The sequence below is a fragment of the Microbacterium sp. 2MCAF23 genome (genome assembly GCF_052115565.1).
GTDB lineage: Bacteria > Actinomycetota > Actinomycetes > Actinomycetales > Microbacteriaceae > Microbacterium.
Genome location: NZ_JBFRGY010000015.1, coordinates 193,962 through 212,800 on the forward strand (window position 1 = coordinate 193,962; position 18,839 = coordinate 212,800).

The window sequence follows — 18,839 nt, forward strand, 5'->3', positions numbered from 1 at the left end:
GATCTCGATCGTGCCGCAGGCGTCTACATGCGGCTACCGGCGGCGGACCGCCGGTAGCCGCGCCGGTCTCAATTGAGGATGAACTGCACGAGCTTGCCGTTGCCCACGGTGTCGTAGGCGACGAGAGAGTTCCGCCCCTTCTTCGCGCCGAAGACGCCTGGCTTGATGAAGTTGACGTCCGACCACTCGTTGTTCGTCAAGTCCTTGACCACTCCGTTCAGGATCACCCGATCGATCTTCTGGCGGGCGTGGAGCTTGAAGCTCACCATGTCATAGCTGTCGCCCGTCTGCACCGTGAACTCCGAGCCTTCCTTCACCGTCACCGCCGGTGCGTCTGGATTCGGCGCCGGATCTGTTGCGATCGCGAAGACGCGATCGACGTACACATCGCCGAGAAGGTTGTTGTCGAAGCCGCCGAAGTAGAACAGCAGGTTGCTGTTGGTGTAGGTGCCCTGCAGCTCGATCTCGTGGTAGGCACCGTCGGCCACAACAGGGACGGGATCGGCGTAGTCATTCCAGATGGGGGGCGCGTATACGCCGTAGCGCATCATCAGCGAGGAAGCGGTGGCCGTGCCCGGATCCACGCGCAGGCGGACGAAGAGCTTCCAGTCCCGTCCCACCGGAAGGCTGTTGAGCCGCATCTGCAGGAACCAGCTGAACAGGTTGCCGGGGAGTTTGATGGCGTACCCGTCGGACGCCAATGGGTCGGCGAGGAGGGTGCAGTTGGGCTTGTCGAGCACCAGATCCGGATCCTGGAAGTCCACCCAGTCCTGTGGAAGGAGGCCGATCGCCGCGTCGGGAACGACGGCCGCGGTGCGCTCGATCGAGAGCAGGGCGACCAATTCGGCGATGGTGGAGCTGTCGCCGGTCCAGAACTCCATCCCGATCGCGGCCAGGTCGGCCTGAAGGCGCGCAAGTCGATTCGTCGTGTCGGGATCCCAGGTCTGGCCGAGCTCGGTCGCACGTGCGGAGAAGTTCGCTCGACGCAGCAGGATGATGTAGTCGATGGTCGCGCGGATGGGCTGGAGGTGAAGCGTGTACTGGGCGTTACCGCTTACCGCGGCGAACGCGGAGGTCAGGAGCGCGTCGGCATCCCGCATGGTCTCATAGCGAAGGTACGCGCCTACCGGCGCTGACAAGCAGCTGAGACTGGACGAGGTGCTCTCCAATGCGCTGACCATGAGGTCGATGTAGTCCGACACGAACGGCGCCGCCGGGCCGAAGAACCCGTTCACGAACTCCTGGATGAGGTCGCTCGCGTTGAGTGACGGATCCCACAGCAGGCGACTGTGCACCCACAGTCGCATTGCGGCGAGCTCCAGGCCGGGGGTGTCGAAGGGCGACTGCGAGAAGTACCCCTGGATCTCGGAATGCGCGGCTATGTCCTTGATGCTCTCCGGGTGAGCGTGATAGTCCGGGTAGGGCTGGAGGTAGTTTCGGAAGTTGCCGGTGTAGTTCCAGACGATCATGTTCGCGGAGACGTCGCACCAGTCGGTGAGGAACTCCCCGACTTCGGTGTTGCTCCCCTCGAAAAGGGATGTCGCGAAGTTTGCGTCGATCGGTGCGAATACGACGGCCATGTTCGGGTGGACGGTCAGGCCCGTGGGAGGCTTCAAGCTCCACTGGTACGCCTGCATCGACAGCTGCACATCCGGATACCAGACCACGGTGCCGGCGGCGACCTCGTTCATCATGTCGACCAGCGGCGCCGAGAGTGCGTCGCCGTGGAGGGCCGCGAACGCCGCGCTGTCCGAGTCGGGAGTCCAGACCGTGTCGTTCTGATTGACCTGGTACGAGCGGGGACCGCCCATGTAGAACACGCGCCACTCGAGGTTGTTGAGGAGATAGGTGGTGAGCTGTGATCGTGCGGCGGAGTCCATCATGAGGATCTGACCGCCGTATCGCTTTGACGCGTCCACTCCGGAGGCGAGGAACATCTGGATGTCAGGGAAGTACTGAGACCAGGTGTCGACGCCGGCGGGCGTTGTCACCGGAATGTGCTGGAACGCCCGACCGTTGAGGAGGTTTCGGTGGATGTAGGTCGGGTCCGTCACATCGCCCGACATGATGTTCCGGAACCGGAAGCGCGGCACCTCGTCGCGCGTGAATTCGGCTGAGCTCATCACCAGGGTGGGGTGGGATGGCACCGTCTCGAAAGAATCCGAGAACCAGCGCACGCCCAGGATGCGGTCGAGCGCGAAGTACACGCCGTTGAGCGTGCCGCGGCTGTGATTGCCCGCGATGAGGATGTTTCCGTTCGCATCGGTGCGGAACACGAAACCGTCCTCGCCAAGAGCGATGGATGCCAGATTCGGTTCCACCGCACCCGCCAGGGCAGTGGTCGCGCCCACGATGAAGCACGGGCCCGTCGGCGTCGGATCCGTCGAGAGCACGATGGGGAAGGCCGCTCCCGTTATCCGGCCGAGGTATGCCGCGAGCTCGTTTGCGGCATGCATCACGATCGCGTCCTCCGTCGCGCCGACATAGATGGAGTACGTGGTGGCTCCTGCGGAGGAGACCGTCAGTGTTGTTGAGGCGTGCGCATCCTGCGCCGGCGCCGCCAGGGTCACCGCAGCTGCAGCTGTGGCGATGCCGGAGGCTTGGAGCAGGGTGCGTCTGGTGATTCCGCTACCGGCATCGTTGTCGTTAGGCATGGATCTCTCCGTTCAACCAGTGGAACTAGCGAGTCAAGGAATGAAACTGCCGCAGACTCTACCTCGCAATCCCTGGAAGCGCTAGGGCGGGAAAGAAGTGCCAAATCGCGGCATTCCCTGGCCTATCGACAAAAGTTAGGGTCTGGGCTAGGTTTCAGTCACTGAAATGTATATACCGACTAATGGTGGAACTGAGCCTGATCGTGAGTCTCGGTGCGTGATACCCCTGGTCGTCTTGGCCGTACCGCTGTTCCAAATCCTGTGCGCGGACCCTCCCTGCTCCTCGAAGCATGGGAGGCCGCGAGCGAGCATGTCGATGACGAGTGCGTGAGAGGTGAGCCGTGTTCGGCCTGACCATCGAGAAGTTGCTGCTGATCGGGTTGGTTGCCGCCCTCATCGTGGGGCCGCGGCGGCTTCCGGAGTACGCCGAGAAGCTGGCTGACCTCGTTCACGCGATGAAGCGGATCCTCCGCGGTGTGGAGGATCGCGTGCGCGACGAGGTCGGTGATGAGTTCGACGATATCGATTGGCAGAAGCTCGATCCGCGTCAGTACGACCCGAAGCGGATCATCCGGCGCGCGCTGCTGGATGAGGAGGAGGAGATGCTGTTTCGTCCACCGCCTGTGGTGCGTGATCCGCCCCGGCCGCGCCGGCCGAATCGCGCCGAACGCGCCCGCGCGTCCGGGCTCCCGGTCGAATCGGCGGAGGCGGCGCCCGGTACTGAGCCGGCGGGTTTCGTTGAATGAAACCGCCACGTATTCCGATCGAGAGGACAGCCTCGGCGAGTCCGTGCGAACATCGCTCGATTCCTAAGGAAATCGCTCGGATCGCCCGCGTGAGGTCAAAGCCTTGCGTTTCAGCAGATAAACACTAAGGTTCAGTGTATGAACTTCTTGGGGCGACGATCGCGATGCCCCGCATCGCAACGACACGTCCCGACGCCCCCGGCCTGAAGGAAGACCAGCATGGAGAAGACTGTCTTGACGCCCGCGACGAACGAAGGGTTGCTGGTCGGCTGGTCAGCAGCGGATCATCGCCGGCGACTCTTCAATCTGCAAGCCGCCGAGCGAGGCATTCGATCTTTCGCCGCGCGTCATCGGATCACGAATTATCAGCCCGGTCAGGCGTCCTACAACCTGGGGGAGTATCCGTCGCGCAAGCCGTACGATCCCGATGAGTATGACGATCAGGAGCTGGCGCGGCTGAGCGCGGCAGGAGTCGAGGTCATCCAGGTGATGGAGGACTGGAACGACCTTCTTCGCCTGCACGGCGCCGATCGCTTCTCGTCCCCGAACCCGGAGGGCATGCGGCGCTTCATCGAGATGGCGCACAGCCACGGAATCCGCGTGCTCCTCTATGTCTCATCCGGATACATGCAGATCGGCGACCCCGACCTGAAGGAGGAATGGACCCGGGAGTCCTACTTCCCGGAGATGCACGCGGCGCACTGGAAGTTGATCCGCTGCTCGCCGGCGAGCCCCGGTTGGCGTTCCTTCATCCTCGACAAGACCGCTCGCGTGCTCGACGACTACGACCTCGACGGGCTCTACAACGACTGGGGCTATTACTCCCTGGCGAAGGCTCAGCTGCCGGCCACACCTGACGAGGTCTTCGCGTGGACGGAGACCGAGACGCACGACGCTGCGAAGGAAGACCTCCTCGCGCTGATCTATGCGGAGGTGAAGAAGCGCGGGCTTCTCTACAAGCTGCACGCCGACTTCAATGACGCTCCCCGAAGCGCGGAGCGCCTGTATGACTACCTCTGGGTCGGTGAGGGGGTCGGTGATCTCAAGCGGACGCGGGAAGAGACCAAGCTGCACCTGCCGTATGTCGTTCCGCAGTTCGACTTCCGATACGGGCGCTTGCGATCTGAGGAGATCCAGTACCTGAACACGATCCCGTACATGCAGTTCCCCCAGTTGCTCGCCGGACGTCCCTTCACCGGTGAGCGCGGTCTCATTCCCGGAGTCGACTACCGTCCGCTGGAGGACGATGTGCTTCGCACTCAATGGGCTCAGCAGTGGGAGTACTACAACGAGCACCCCCAGGGGCCGCACATCTACGGACCCTGGGATGTCAGTCCGCCGCGGCCGTTCATCCGCGAGACGCACGAGAAGTGGTTGGGGATCTACCGTCAGATCGCCACCGAGGGCGCATACGTCTACGTCGAGATCACTGACTCCGATCTCTTCTCCAGCCCGATACCGGCAAACGTGGTCGCCTCGGCCTTCGTCAACCGCGAAAGCTACCTCGTGCTCGCGAACTATGGCGAGCAAACGGTGACGGTGACCACGTCCGGGCCCTACGAGGCTGTGGAGTATGCGGGCACGGTGGCCGGCTCCCGCAACTGGGAGCTGATGCCGCAGACGCTGACGGTGCTTCAGAAGATCGAGCAGCGCCCGTAGCCGTCCTCCCGCATGCGGGGTCGTCCCCTCCGGGCCGGCCCCGCGCGCGATTTCATGCCACGCGATGGAGGCGCACTAGATGATCGCGCGGATCAGGCCGGTCAGCTCTTGAGCGGCCTGGCGCAGCGATGCGATCATCTCCGGTCCCGAGGTCTCCGTGAGGCGCCACGAAGGCGCGCTCATGCTGACGGCCATCGCCACGGGTGCACCGACCACGGGGACGGCGAAGCAGGTGCCGTCGAGGGTGCATTCGCCATCATCTGTCGCGAATCCGTTGGCGGCTGCGGCCTCGACCTGTGCCCGGAATTGATCGACGTCCACGATCGTCGCATCGGTGAAGCGTGCGAGCGGCTTGCCCGAGACGACTTCGTCAAGACGCCGGGCCGACATCTGGGCAGCGATGACCTTTCCCGACGCGGTCGCGTGGAGGGGGAAGCGCATCCCCTCGTTGAAGATGTAGCGAACCGGCTGCAGCGACGGTGCGATCGCGAGATAGAGCACTTCGTCACTGGCGCCGATGCACAAGTTCGCGGTCTCGCCGAACTGTGCTCGGAGATGCTCGAGCACAGGGCGGGCGACATCGCGCACACGCTCGAAGTAGTCGCGGCGGTCCATCTGCAGCCCCATGCCGACGACGTAGGAGCCGTCGAGTTCGTTCTTGGCGACGTAGCCACGGGACTCGAGAGTGAGGAGGTATCGCATCGCGGTGCTCTTCGGCAGACGTGCGCGCGCGGCGATGTCGGAGGCGCTTCCGCGACCTTCGGCCTCCTGGATGGCGTCCAGGATGTCGCACACACGGTCGACGGCGCGGATGCCGTACTGGGATATGCGCTCAGCATCAGGGCTCATCGCTTTTCCTCTCCACTGGCGGTTGGGGCCGGTGCTCCTGTCGGGGATCCTGCCAGGCGAACCCTATACCGGCCGCCTCGCCGCCGACGGCTGACCGGCGGCGGACGGGCTGGTGTGTGAAGTTTACTCAGTGAAACTCCACCTGGGGCGAGAAGTCTCTCGAACTTGCATGTTGCGAGCGAGTCTGGTTGCGGGGCTGCCCGTGCCGAGGGCCTGTCGCTCCCGCAGAACGGCCTTGATTCGGAGAAGTTCGGGCCTCAGGTGTTCGAGGTCGGCTCGGCGAGAGAGCGCGGCGCGCGGTCGAGGAGAAACAGCGCTTTCGTTCATCTGGTGGTTCGTGTAGAGTCAACGTCAATCGCCACAGCATGAAACTTCTGGTTCATTAGTCGAAACAGGAGAGGCATTGCAAAGTAGCAAGCACAGCTGTTCCCCCATTCGTGACCCGGTGTCCCGGGCAGACAAAGCTGGAGGCAAGATGTCGAAGTTCTCGCAGACGACGAAGTCGACTCGACCACGCCGGCGAGGCACACTCGCCCTGACCGCGCTGGGGATGGCGGTGGTGGCCCTCGGGTTATCCGCCTGCTCACCCAGCGGAGGATCCGCCGAAGGAACGTTGACCCTGTGGAAGCCGCCTCACGCCGACGTCGACTGGGAGAAGTCCTTCTTCGGCGGGCTGACCGAGTCCGCCGCGACCCCGCTCGGCCTCAAGGGCTCGGCGCTCATCATCCCCTGGGAGACCGCGGAGACGAAGTACACCGCCTCGTTCGCGAGCGGGGCGACCCCCGCGGACGTCACTTACCAGGTCGTGCCGTGGTTGAAGAAGTACGCATCAGCCGGAAAGCTCGCTGATCTGCGCGAACTCGCCCCCGATCTGATCAAGTCCGTGAACGAGCAGACGCCCGAGTCGATCCAGAACGTGGCAAAGGGGCCGAATGGTGAGATCTACGGCGTGCCCGCGGCAGTGTCCCATTTCATGCTCGTGCTCAACGTCGACCTGTGGAAGGCTGCCGGGTCCCCGGCCCTTCCCACCACCTACGAGGAGATGATCCCGTTCGCGCAAGCGCTGACGGTCGACACGAAGGGCGTCCACTACGGGCAGCCCGGTTTCGACGCCAACAACGTGGCGTCCTACGGGTACGCGTTCAACACCGATCCGAACTACTTCGCGAACTACCTGTGGGCGTACGGCGCGAGCGAGCTCAACGCGGCGAAGGACGACATCGGCTACGACAACCCCGAGGGGCGTGCGGCGCTCACGGTGATGAAGAAGATGCTGGACTCCGGCGGGGCGGTGCCCCTCGGCAAGTACACCGACCCGGCGAAGTTCGCCGAGTTGATCCCGTCGGGCCTTGCCGCCTTCGGGTGGATTCCCGGCGTCAGCGATGAGACGGTGCAGCGGTACCCGAATCTGAAACTGAAGGTGATGGACATCCCTGCAGGTCCGGCCGGGCAGTTCGTCGTCGGCGGCGCCGGCTACTGGGCGGTGTCGGAGGGGAGCAAGAACAAGAAGGCAGCGGCGAAACTGCTCGCCTCACTGACCGCCCCTGACAAGGCGAAGGAATTCATGGTCAAGATCCCCGCCTTCCCTGCCAATGGCGCCGCAGACGGCTACTTCGACGCCATGAAGAACCCGGTGCAGAAGGAGACGCTCAACGCAGCGAGCGCCCAGGGCAAGTACGTGCGGCTGAACGACTCGGCCGCATTCAACCCGACCGAGGCGATCATCACCACCACGACGGACTACCTGCTCGGCCGCTCGACCCTCGACGAGGCCATCGCGAGCGCCTCCAGCCAGGTGAAGACGCTCGCTGCGAACGCCAAGTGATACGAAAACTCCGATGACACAACCCGCCTACTCTGGCGCGCCGCTCTCTTCGGCTCCTGCGGGGGCCGAAGAGAGCGGCGTCGCCGGGCCTATACCGTCTCGCTCGGGCCGATCAGGGCGCCGGCGGGCTCGCGCCGTCACGACGGGCGTGGGCCTCGCGTTCATCACGCCGAAGTTCCTCGTGTTCGGGGTCTTCGTGGTCCTGCCGTTCGTCTATACGTTCATCCTCATGTTCCAATCCGGCGACGTGCTGATGGGCTTTCACTTCGTCGGATTCCGCAACATCGCCAGTGCGCTCGTGGACCCGGCATTCCTGAAATCGCTGTTGAACACGCTGTGGTTCTGGGTGCTGTATGTGCCGGCGAGTCTGGTGGCGGCGTTGCTCATCGGATCGCTCTTCGGGAGCGACCTCAGGGGCCGATCCATCTACCGCGCACTCATCTACATTCCGTCGTTGCTCTCCGTCGTCGGTGTCGGACTGATCTGGCGAGTGATGCTGGATCCTGACAGCGGCCCGCTGAACTCGATGTTCCGCTCGATCGGGCTCAGCGCGATCAATCCCTTCGCGAGCGGCGACTCCGCGATGGTCGCGGTCGCGCTGGTCTCGGTGTGGGCCGGAGCCGGCTTCGGGGGAATCGTCATCATGGCCGCGCTCAATGACATCCCGAGTGACCTGCTCGAGGCTGCGCAACTGGATGGCGCGGGCCCGCTCCGTGTCTTCATGTCGATCAAGCTGCCTCTGCTGAAGCCCGTCATTCAGTTCCTCGCCATCGTGAACACGATCACGGCCATCCAGGTGTTCGACATCATCTTCGTGTTGACGAAAGGCGGCCCGGGAACCGCGACGTCGACGGCCATGTGGTACATCTACAGCAACGCCTTCAAGGGAGGCTCGGTCGGGTACGCAGCGACGATGAGCGTCGCGCTCCTCGTGGTCACAGCGGCCATCTCGGTCGTCTTCCTCAGACTCTCTCGGAGGGCTACAGCATGACATCCATGACCGGATCTCGCCTCGGCCGTCGTGCTCGGAGAGCGCTGTCGCAGTCGATCCTGCAGGTTCTTGCGATCGTCGTGACGATCGTGTGCGTCGGACCCATCGCCGCGATCGTCATCGCGTCTCTGCATGACGTTCGCACTTTCAGCGACCTGTCGCTGAGTCTCGGCAACCTGTCGTTCGCCAGCTACGCGCGAATGCTGGAAGCCGGAGAGCTGCCCATCTGGGTGATGAACACGGTGATCGTGTCGATCGGCACCACTGTGCTCGTCGTCCTGCTCGACGTGATCGCCGCGTTCGCGTTCGCGAAGATCGACTTCCGCGGTCGGCGCTGGTTGTTCGCGCTGCTGCTCAGCACGATGATGCTGCCGTTCTCCGTCACGCTGATCCCGACGTATCTGATCGCCGTCAATCTGGGTCTCAACGACAGCTACGCCGGCATCATCCTTCCGGCGGTCGCGGGCCCTCTCGGCGTCTTCCTCTTGCGCCAGTTCATCCAGGAGATCCCGGACGAGCTGCTGGAGTCCGCCCGGATCGACGGGGCTTCGACGATCCGCATCTTCCGGTCGATCATCCTGCCGCTGAGCTTCCAGCCGATGATCATCGTGGCGATCCTCACGTTCGTCGCAGCCTGGAACTCGTTCATCTGGCCGTTGCTGATCATCCAGAGCGATTCGTTGAAGACGCTCACCGTCGGGCTTGCGACGACCAACACGCAGTTCACCCAGGACCTGGGAAACATGACCGCGTCGACCGTCGTCAGTCTCATCCCCACGACGATCCTCTTCCTGGCGCTGCAGAAGTACTTCCTCCGTGGTGTGACCGCGGGTGCCGTGAAGGGGTAGCGAGATCTAGGGACTCGGCACGAACTGAGGCTCGCATGGTGAACAACAGGAAGGGCTGCACGATGACGTCTTTGGCACCACCGGCCGCGCTGTTGGTCGCTGGACGCGGTGAGGAGCCGGGCCTCTACCGCCTCGCTCGTGCGGGTGCCGGGATCCCCGCAGAGCAGGTGGCGGCCGTTGACCAGCCCGTCGCGCTCTGCCGCCACCCCCGTGCGCCGCTGGTGTACGGGCTGATCGAGGATCCTGCAGGGCGGGCGACGGTCATGGTCTGGTCCGTCGTGCGCGGGAAGCCGGAGCTCCTGGCGGCGACCGCGCTCCCGCTCGCGTCGATCGCATGCGATGTCGCCGTATCCCCCGACGGGGCCGTGCTCGCTGCCGTCGCCTTCGGCAGCGAGGACTCCCCGGGAGACGCGGTGCTCCTGCGGCTCGACGCTGACGGCCTGCCCGAGGGGACGTCCCCAGAGCGGCTGGGCGGGATGACGCATCCGCACCAGGCGGTGTTCACCGGGACCGAACTGTACGTGCCGGATCTCGGCGCGGATCTGGTCCACCGGTACCGCCTTGGCGATGCCGTCCCGGAGCGGCTTCCCCCGCTGGCTGTGCCGGCCGGGACGGGTCCGCGCCATCTCGTCGTCCTCCGGGAGGATCCGGGTGCGGCCGGTGCCCCGAGGACGATCGCCGTCAGCGGCGAGCTGGGCGAGACGGTCTGCCGCGGAGAGGTGTCGGGCGACCGCGTGATCTGGCATTCGACGCCGAGCACTCGAGTGACGGGCGCCGCCCGCTCGCGGTCGCCGCGGAACTATCCCGGCGACATCAAGCACGTGTCCCCTGGGGCGGTGCTGGTGACGAACCGCGGCCATGACACGCTCGCTCTCGTGGCCATCGATGAGACGGTGCCGCGGTTGATCGACGAGATGCCGCTCGCGGAAAGCTGGCCACAGCACATCGCGGTGGTGGACGGCCGGATCTTCGTGGCCTGCTGGGACTCCGATCTCGTGGTCGAGGTGGCGGTAGGCCCGGACGGCCGTCTGGAGCGTCGAGGAGAGTCTCGCTGTGCGGGGGCGTCCTGGGTGGTGGATGCCGTGGGGGCGCTGTCGTCCGTGAGCTCCCGCACGGACGACGCGTTGAGGGGCCGCACGTGACGGCGACACTGATCGTCGGCGCCGAGGTCTTCGACGCGGAGACGGGTGCGCTGCGCCGTGGATCCGTGGCCGTCGTCGACGGCCGTTTCGTTCCGGTCCCCGACGCCGTGGTCGACGGCTGGCATGTGATCGACGTGCACGGCGCGATCGTCGTGCCCGGACTCATCGACCTGCACACCCACGTGTTCGAAGGTCAGGATCTCGGCGTCCCGATCGACCGCATCGCCCCGCGCTCCGGCGTGACCACCGTTGTCGACGCAGGATCGTCGGGTGCGCACCTGCTCGGAGCCTTCCGTCGCTCGATCGCCGATCTGCGCGACGTGACTGTGATCCCCTTCCTCAACGTGTCGTCGATCGGCGCGACGAGCATCATGCTGGCGGGAGAACTGCGCGGCCCCTACGTCGACGCCGACGTCGCCGTGCACGCGGTGGAGTCGGCCCCCGACCTCATCGCCGGCATCAAGGTCAGAGCGTCGGCCAACGTGGGCGGCGCCTTCACCGACCGAGCCTTGGCCATCGCGCGCGACGTCGCCGACCGGGTCCGCAAGCCGCTGATGGTGCATCTGGGACCCGCGCCGTCGTCGGTCACCGACATCCTCCGGATCCTGCACCACGGCGACATCCTCACCCATGCCTTCACGGGCTGGCCCGGGAACACGATCGTCTCAGACGGCGATGTGATCCCCGAGGCGCTCGCCGCGCGGGAGCGGGGCGTCGTCTTCGACCTCGGCCATGGAATGAGCGGCGTCGGCTACGACGTGGTGCGGGCCGCCGTCGCCGCGGGCTTCGCACCGGACACGGTCAGCACCGATCTTCACAGCTACTCGGCGGCGGAGGTCGTCGACCTCCCCTCCGTGATGGGGGTCTGCGTCGCGCTCGGCATGAGCGTGCCTGACGTGCTCCGTGCGGTGACCGCCACGCCGGCACGCGTGCTCGGCATCCCCCGAGGCACCCTGCGCTTCGGCGAGGTCGCCGATCTCACGGTGCTGAGGCTCGGGAGGGGCGATGGAGCGATCAGAGCGGATGCCTTCGGCGGCGAGGTCGCCGAGCCGGTGAGATTCACGCCGGAACTCACCATGCGCGCCGGCCGCATCGTCTTCGACGTCGCCACGTCGGGCGAGAACGAGAGGAAAGCATGACCATGACCGCAGCAGATCAGGGCCCGACCGGGCGCTTCGTGGATCGGCTGGAGGAGTTGCGCGTCGTCAACGCGGTCGGCCCCGCCACGCGGATGGGGGGCCTCGGGCTCCACGACGAGGTGCTGGCGGCCATGGGCCGCGCCGTGCAGGTACCGGTGCGGATGGCGGAACTCGAGCGAGCGGGCGGTGAGCACGTCGCCCGCCTGCTGGGCGCCCCGGCCGCGTACATCACCGCCGGTGCTGCGGCAGGCCTCGCCCTCGCCGCGGCCGCCGCGATGGCTCGAGACGATGTCGACGTGATCGACAGCCTGCCGCGCCACAGGGACGGCCGCGACGAGTTCGTCATCCAGGCCGCTCAGCGCGATCCGTACGATCGCGCCGTCGAGGCGGCCGGCGGCAGGATCGTCGCTGTCGGGTACCCCGGTTCCACCCACGCTGCCGAGCTCGCCTCGGCGATCGGGGAGCGGACCGCCGCCGTGCTTTACCGCCCTGGTGCGCCGGGCAACCATGTCGATCTGGACCGCACCTGTGCGATCGCGCATGCTGCGGGGGTCCCGGTCATCGTCGACGGCGCGCTGCGGATCCCGCCGTTGACCGTCCTGCACGAGTACATCGCGGCCGGGGCGGACCTCCTTGCCGTCAGCGGCGGCAAGCTGCTGCGCGGTCCGCAGGCCAGCGGCCTGCTGATCGGGCAGCCGGAATGGATCGCCCGTGTCGGCGTGCACCATCAGGACATGGACGAGCGCGAGGAGACGTGGCCGGCCGCCGACGGGCGCTTCGTGCGACCGCCGCGGCATGGGATCGCGCGGTTCGCGAAAGTCGGACGGGAGCAGCTCGTCGGACTCGTCACCGCGGTCGAGCGCTTCGTCGCGGGCGCCGACGACACCGCCGTCGAAGTGGAAGAGTTGCGCCGGGCGCACCAGCTCCTGGCGCACGGCCCGCTGGGTGCGGTCTGGGAAGAGCACTCTGTGCTGGGGTCGCCCGAGGTGATCGTGACGGTGCGTCCCGCGCTCGCCACGCGTTTCGTGCGCGCGCTGCGTGCGCAGCACCCACCCGTTTACGTCGAGGAGTCCGGTGCGTGGCGAGGGGTGCTCTCGCTGAACTCCCTCGGGCTCACCACCGGCGACGGAGAGCGTATCGCGGCGTCGTTCGCCGCCGCAGTGCGGGAGCTCGGCATCGACGGAGAGGGCGGACGATGAGCGCGGCAGGAGGCCGCGACCTGGCGAGACTGACCGGCAAGATCATGACGGTTCGGGGGCCGCTCGAGCCGTCGGAGCTCGGCATCACGCTCTCGCACGACCACATCCTGGTGGACCTCTGGGACTTCGACAACCGGTACGACGTGATCCTCGACGACGAGGACATCGCGCGCGAGGAGCTGGAGCGCTACGCGGCGGTCGGCGGCGGTGCGATCTGCGACCCGACGAACATCGGCCTGCACCGAGATCCCGAGCGGCTGCGCCGGCTCAGCGAGGCGACCGGGGTGCACGTCGTGATGGGCGCAGGCTGGTATCGCGAGAAGCTGTATCCGCCGGAGATCGCCACCACGTCGACGAACGACCTGGCCGATGCGCTCGTCGCGGAGATCGTCGACGGCGTTGACGGCAGCGGCGTCCGCCCCGGCTTCGTCGGCGAGATCGGCACCGAGCGGGGCGCCATCACGCCGGCCCAGGAGCGCGTATTCCGCGCGGCCGCCAGGGCGCATCGGCGGACGGGCGTGCCGCTGCTCACGCACACCACGCACTGGGGCGAGCTGGCGGTGGAGCAGCTCGACCTGTTCGCGGACGAGGGTGTCGACGCGTCAGCAGTGATCGTGTCGCATCTCGGCGACCGCCGCGGCATCGGTCACGTGCTGCCGATCGTCGAACGCGGCGCGTGGGCGAGCATCGACAATCTGGCCTTCGTCTCCGGTTACGCGCCCTTGGAATTCCGGGCCGACAACGTCGCCGAGTTGTGCGCGGCCGGGTATGCCGGGCAGCTCATGCTCTCCAACGACATCTGCGAGCTCGGACAGTTGGCCGCGTACGGCGGCGCCGGCTACGGCAACATCATCACGAACTTCCTGCCGATGCTGCGCGAGCGCGGCGTCTCGGAGGAATCGATCCACACCATGCTCGTGGAGAACCCGGCCCGCGCCTTCGCCTTCCGCGACCTGCACCGCTGACCGGACAGGACGGAGGGGGTCGCGCACAGCGCGGCCCCCTCCGTCCTGTCGTCCTCGGTTCAGCCGGCGCCGCCGCGTCCGGTGAGCGGATCGGCGAACAGCGCCCCGATCGCCTGCTCCATCTCCTCGGGCGTCCGCGGAGCACCCGGAGCATCGGGCCGGGTCTGCCACGGACGCGGTCCGTCCGACCGTCGGTACTCGACGCCGAGTGCTTCCAGACGCTCCTCGTGCGACGGCAGCCGCTCGAGGAAGCCGGGGTAGTCGCCGCCCCCGCTCCACAGTGCCTCGGAGACGGCCAGCAGCCGCGGGAAGAGGTAGTAGTCCACCATCCGTGCGCTGTCGACCGTCTCGGTCCACAGGTTCGCCTGCCCGCCGAGGACGTGCCGAGCGTGCTCGGGCGCCATCCCCGCCGGTCGCGGTGTCAGCGCGTACGCGGTCTCCAAATCGACGAGAGCGCCGCCGGGGCTGGGCTCGTCGGGATCGTCGGATTGACGGTAATCGAGATACGCGGACGTGTTGGGGCAGGCGACGACATCGAAGCCGGCCTCCGCAGCCCGGGCGATGCCCTGGTCGCCCCGCCAGGCGGCAACCAGGGTGCGCGGATCGCTCGGAGGTCCCTCCAGCACCTCGTCCCAGCCGAACAGCCTCCTTCCACGCCGCGCGACGTGGGCCTCCATCTGCGCGACGAACCAGTGCGGGTAGCGCGAGACGTCGCTCAGCCCGATCTCCGCCAGACCCGCATCCGTGTCGGGGTCGTCGAGCCACGGCTGCAGGAACACCTCGTCGGCGCCGATCCCGATGTACGGGCCGGGGAAGATGTCCATCACCTCATCGAGCACGTCGCGGAAGAAGTCCGCGGAGGCGGCATTCGCCTTCATGAGGACGGAGGCGATGCCCCAGTGCCGCCACACCGGCACGGCTTCGGATGGGGTTCCGAGTTCGGGGTACGCAGCCACCGCGGCCTGCACATGGCCGGGCCCGTCGATCTCGGGCACGATCTCGACGTGTCGATCCGCGGCGTACGCGACGATCTCACGCAGGTCGTCCTGCGTGTAGAAGCCGCCGTGCGGTCGCTCATGAACGCGATCCGGATCCCTCCAGCCCTGCTGGCTGCCGGTGCGCCAGGATCCCACCTCGGTGAGCCGGGGGTAGCGCTTGATCTCGACCCGCCAGCCCTGGTCGTCGGTCAGGTGCAGGTGCAGGACGTTGAACTTGTACGCGGCGATCAGGTCGATCAGTCGCAGGACCTCGCGCTTCGGCAGGAAGTGGCGCGCGACATCGAGCATCACCCCGCGGCGCGGATACTCCGGCGCGTCCGCGATCCGCACGCGGGGGAGCACCCGCGTGACGCGACCGAGGGGCGCGGCGCGCAGCACGTCGGCGGGGAACAGCTGCACAAGCGTCTGAGCGCCGTTCCAGACACCGGCGGAGTCGGCGCCCGCAACGGTGACGGAATCGCCCGTCGTATCGAGGATGTAATCCTCCGCCGCCAGTGCGGATTCGCGCCGGAGCACGATCGCCTCCGCCACGGGGGCGCCGACGAGGTCGGACACGGCGTCGAGGCGAAGACGCTGCCGCAACCACCGCGCCACGCCGTCGAGTGAGGCGTCGGCCGTCTCGATGCGGGTGCGCGAGGTGATCGCCACCTCTCCTGCCTGCTCCGTGCGTGCGCGCGGACGGGGGATGAGGGGTCTGTCGAGAGTCATGGATCCTCCTGTGATGGATGGCGCGATCGTGGACGGTCGGTCATGCGGGGCGATCCGCACACGCATATTTCTATATGTGAACCGATGTTCTGAATCTGTCACAGAAATCTACAGCAACCGTCGCGCGAGGTGTTAGCGGTTCCGCTCCTACGAAGAACAGCGCAACGATGCCTCGATCACCCGCGCGAGTACCCCTTCGATCATGTACTGTTTCTCAGTGTGATCTATCTTTCACAAGCATGAAACGAAGGGATCCGGGATGAAGACGATCGCCGAGCGTGCGGTGGTGGTGGGCGCGGACTTCGCGGGATTCCGCCTCAAGGAGTCCGTGTCCGCACATCTCACCGACCGGGGTTGGCAGGTGACGGACCTCACGCCTGATCCGCAACGGCTCCCGATGTACCACCACGTCGGATTCCGCGTCGGAGCCGAGATCGCGGAGCGGCGCTTCGAACGCGGACTGATCTTCTGCGGTTCTGGCATGGGGATTCACATCGCGGCGAGCAAGTGCCCGCATGTGCACGCGGCCGTGTGCGAGTCCGTCGACACTGCTCGCCGCGCGTCCACGGCCAACGGTGCCAACATCCTGGCCATCGGTGCGTTCTTCACCGCGCCGCGTCTCGCCTCCGCGATGGTCGACGCGTTCCTGGAGTCGTCGCTCGGGGACGGCTACGAGGACTGGGCCGGGTTCCGCGAGTACCATCAGCTGGGCTTCGACGAGTGCGAGGCGTTCGACTACGAGGCGTACCGGGCGAACGGCTATGTCGTCCCCGGCTCTCACGAGCCCGAACTCGGCCCCGAGCCTCGCGGGCTGTCGTTCTGAAGGCGCGACCATGATGCTCTCCAGAACGCAGACGGCCGGCGCACCCGTGCGCCTGGCTCAGGAGCTGGGCAGACCGGACCGGGAATGGGCGATCCTCGCCGAAGGCAACTGCTCCGAGGCGATCGATGACGCCAGGGCGTGGGTGAAGGTCTCTGGGACGTTCATGGCGACCGCGACCGAGGGCGACTTCGTCGGGGTCGATGTCGATGAGCTTCTCGAGATCATCGATGATCCGCGCTCCGGCGACGACGCCGTGGCGAGCGTCTTCGATCGGATCGCGGCAGCGAACGACGGCCGGCGGCCATCGGTGGAAGCGCTGCTGCATGCCGTGTGCCTTCGGCAGGACGGCGTTCGCAGCGTCGCGCACACGCATCCGACTCCGGTCAACGCGGTGCTGTGCTCGGCCGGTGCGAGCCTGATCGCCGAGGGGTCGCTCTTCCCCGATCAGATCGTCGTGCTCGGACCGCGGCCGCTCTTCGTCCCCTACACCGATCCCGGTCTCGCCCTCGCGAGGAGGGTGCGGGCGATGCTGGCGCAGCGAGTGGACGATGTCCCGCGGGCCGTCTATCTGCAGAACCACGGGATGTTCGCCCTGGGTGCGACGGCCGACGAGGTCATCAGGGTCACCGAGATGGCGGACAAGGTCGCGAGGATCCTCCTGGGGGCCGCATCCTTCGGAGGGCACCGCTTCCTGAGCGACGCCGATGTCGTGCGCATCGACTCGAGGCCCGACGAACGGCATCGCCGCGCCGCGCTCTCGGCGATGAAGGGTCCGGAGGTCCTCCCGCTCGGGCCGTCCGAGGGGCGACGATGACGGACCAGGGGCGCGTCGCCGCCGTCGATCTCGGCGCCAGCAGCGGGCGCGTCGTGGTCGCGGACGTCGGACCCGGCATGCTGCGTGCATCGACCGTCGCCCGTTTCCCCAACGAGCCCAGACGCTCCGCCGACGGAATCCAGTGGGACGTCCGCGCTCTCTTCGATCGTGTTCTCGACGCACTCCGGCCTCTCTCGCGGAACGAGAGCCTGTCGGCGATCGCCATCGATTCCTGGGGAGTGGACTACGGCCTCTTCCACGGTCCGGCGCTGACCGCGGATCCGTATCACTATCGCGACGAGCGGAACGTCGAAGCGCTCGCGCGGCTCAGAAGGTGCATCGCCGACGCCGACCTGTTCGCACGCACGGGCGTGAGTCCTTCACGGATCAACACCGCCGTCCAACTGGCCGATGACCGATTCCGCGGGAGGCTCGCGCATGCGGATCGGTTGCAGATGATCCCGGACCTCATGGGGCATTGGCTCACGGGGGAGACCTTCACGGAGCAGACGATCGTCTCCACGACCAGCCTGAACGACCCTGTGACGGGCGGCTGGGACCGGGACCTGCTGGAGGAGCTCGAATACCCCGTCGCGATGTTCCCCGAGGCGGTGCCGCCCGGCACCGAGATCGGGGGCTTCGATCAGAGGCACGGTCTCCAGGGCGCACCGCGGCTCATCGCCGTCGGATCGCACGACACCGCTTCGGCCGTCGCTGCTCTGCCCGTACGAGGCGACGAGTTCGCCTTCATCTCGTGCGGCACGTGGGCCGTTGTCGGCGTGGAGGCGGACGGGGCACTCCGGACCAATTCGGCCCGCGCTGCCGGGCTCACGAACGAGCGCGGTGTCGATGGTCGCACACGGATCCAGCGCAACGCTCCTGGCATGTGGCTGCTCAACGAGTGCATGCGGCACTGGGCACGTGACGCGACGCCGGTGGGCCTGTCCGCCCTCCTCGAGGCCGCCTCGCATATCGCCACCGAGTCGCCGGTCTTCGATGTGACGGACCCGTGCTTCACCGCTCCCGGTGAGATGCCCGAGCGGATCTCGCGCTGGCTCACCAAACGGGGCCTCCCGGCGCCTTCATCGCGAGCCGCCCTCGTGCGGTGCATCATCGAATCGCTGGCAGAGTGTTTCGTCTCCGCGATCGAGGACATCAGTCGGCTCAGCGGGCGCCGGGTCTCCGACATCCACATCGTGGGCGGTGGCTCGCGTATCGGGCTCCTGTGCCAGCGCCTCGCCGATCTCGCCGGCGTCGTCGTGCTGGCCGGGCCCGGCGAAGCCACCGCGCTGGGCAACGTCCTCGTCCAGGCGCGCCGCGTGGGGCTGCTCGGCGGATCGCTGGAGGCGCTCCGCGATCTGGTGGCGACGACGCACCCTCCGATCGTCTATCGGCCAAGGGCGGGCTCGTCCACGCCGGGGAACCGTTCTGTGATGTGATCCCCCGTGTCGGCCCGCGCACACCGAGCACCTCGCTCTA

The 18,839-nt window shown here is 66.8% G+C and carries 15 protein-coding genes; 12 read left to right on the forward strand and 3 right to left on the reverse strand.

Annotation, left to right across the window (positions count from 1 at the left end; translation table 11 throughout):
* Positions 1-68: 68 nt before the first annotated feature.
* Positions 69-2,654 (reverse strand): DUF4838 domain-containing protein, encoded by a 2,586-nt coding sequence (locus AB4078_RS16290; RefSeq protein ID WP_441978005.1) that lies wholly within the window; start codon positions 2,652-2,654, stop codon positions 69-71.
* Positions 2,655-2,995: 341 nt separating this feature from the next.
* Between AB4078_RS16290 and AB4078_RS16295 the strand changes: the two genes are divergently transcribed.
* Positions 2,996-3,400 (forward strand): twin-arginine translocase TatA/TatE family subunit, encoded by a 405-nt coding sequence (locus tag AB4078_RS16295; RefSeq protein WP_441978006.1) that lies wholly within the window; start codon positions 2,996-2,998, stop codon positions 3,398-3,400.
* A 234-nt stretch (positions 3,401-3,634) separates the two neighbouring features.
* Entirely contained in the window at positions 3,635-5,059 is a 1,425-nt protein-coding gene (locus AB4078_RS16300) for a hypothetical protein (protein WP_441978007.1), read from the forward strand.
* Positions 5,060-5,134: 75 nt separating this feature from the next.
* Here AB4078_RS16300 and AB4078_RS16305 read toward each other — a convergent pair whose 3' ends face one another.
* The gene (locus AB4078_RS16305) at positions 5,135-5,908 is read right to left on the reverse strand and encodes an IclR family transcriptional regulator (RefSeq protein WP_441978008.1); all 774 of its coding nucleotides are present in this window, start codon (positions 5,906-5,908) and stop codon (positions 5,135-5,137) included.
* Between the two features lie 613 nt (positions 5,909-6,521).
* Here AB4078_RS16305 and AB4078_RS16310 point away from each other — a divergent pair.
* From AB4078_RS16310 to AB4078_RS16340, 7 genes are read left to right on the forward strand one after another with little or no spacing between them, the layout of a single operon-like run.
* The gene (locus tag AB4078_RS16310; protein WP_441978009.1) at positions 6,522-7,733 is read left to right on the forward strand and encodes an extracellular solute-binding protein; all 1,212 of its coding nucleotides are present in this window, start codon (positions 6,522-6,524) and stop codon (positions 7,731-7,733) included.
* A 13-nt stretch (positions 7,734-7,746) separates the two neighbouring features.
* Positions 7,747-8,724, forward strand: coding sequence for a carbohydrate ABC transporter permease (locus tag AB4078_RS16315; protein ID WP_441978010.1), 978 nt, complete (start codon positions 7,747-7,749; stop codon positions 8,722-8,724).
* A gap of 5 nt (positions 8,725-8,729) precedes the next feature.
* Positions 8,730-9,572 (forward strand): carbohydrate ABC transporter permease, encoded by an 843-nt coding sequence (locus AB4078_RS16320; RefSeq protein ID WP_441978011.1) that lies wholly within the window; start codon positions 8,730-8,732, stop codon positions 9,570-9,572.
* Between the two features lie 35 nt (positions 9,573-9,607).
* Positions 9,608-10,714 (forward strand): lactonase family protein, encoded by a 1,107-nt coding sequence (locus AB4078_RS16325; protein WP_441978012.1) that lies wholly within the window; start codon positions 9,608-9,610, stop codon positions 10,712-10,714.
* On the forward strand, positions 10,711-11,853 hold the full coding sequence (locus tag AB4078_RS16330) for an amidohydrolase family protein (protein WP_441978013.1): 1,143 nt from the start codon (positions 10,711-10,713) through the stop codon (positions 11,851-11,853). The genes AB4078_RS16325 and AB4078_RS16330 overlap by 4 nt, the downstream gene beginning before the upstream one ends.
* A 2-nt stretch (positions 11,854-11,855) precedes the next feature.
* Entirely contained in the window at positions 11,856-13,052 is a 1,197-nt protein-coding gene (locus AB4078_RS16335) for an aminotransferase class V-fold PLP-dependent enzyme (protein ID WP_441978014.1), read from the forward strand.
* Positions 13,049-14,017 (forward strand): phosphotriesterase family protein, encoded by a 969-nt coding sequence (locus AB4078_RS16340; RefSeq protein WP_441978015.1) that lies wholly within the window; start codon positions 13,049-13,051, stop codon positions 14,015-14,017. The genes AB4078_RS16335 and AB4078_RS16340 overlap by 4 nt, the downstream gene beginning before the upstream one ends.
* A gap of 59 nt (positions 14,018-14,076) precedes the next feature.
* Here the strand turns inward: AB4078_RS16340 and AB4078_RS16345 are convergent, their stop codons facing one another.
* Complete coding sequence (locus AB4078_RS16345; RefSeq protein WP_441978016.1) at positions 14,077-15,723, reverse strand: beta-N-acetylhexosaminidase; 1,647 nt, start codon at positions 15,721-15,723, stop codon at positions 14,077-14,079.
* Between the two features lie 259 nt (positions 15,724-15,982).
* Here AB4078_RS16345 and AB4078_RS16350 point away from each other — a divergent pair, with 259 nt between their 5' ends.
* Genes AB4078_RS16350 through AB4078_RS16360 form a run of 3 tightly spaced genes read left to right on the forward strand, consistent with a single transcriptional unit; the run spans position 15,983 to position 18,799 of the window.
* Positions 15,983-16,546 (forward strand): RpiB/LacA/LacB family sugar-phosphate isomerase, encoded by a 564-nt coding sequence (locus tag AB4078_RS16350; protein WP_441978017.1) that lies wholly within the window; start codon positions 15,983-15,985, stop codon positions 16,544-16,546.
* A 10-nt stretch (positions 16,547-16,556) separates the two neighbouring features.
* On the forward strand, positions 16,557-17,360 hold the full coding sequence (locus tag AB4078_RS16355; RefSeq protein WP_441978018.1) for a class II aldolase/adducin family protein: 804 nt from the start codon (positions 16,557-16,559) through the stop codon (positions 17,358-17,360).
* Positions 17,357-18,799 carry a rhamnulokinase gene (locus tag AB4078_RS16360; protein ID WP_441978019.1) on the forward strand — a complete coding sequence of 481 codons (1,443 nt, stop codon included), beginning with the start codon at positions 17,357-17,359 and terminating at the stop codon, positions 18,797-18,799. The genes AB4078_RS16355 and AB4078_RS16360 overlap by 4 nt, the downstream gene beginning before the upstream one ends.
* The last annotated feature ends 40 nt before the right edge of the window (positions 18,800-18,839 follow it).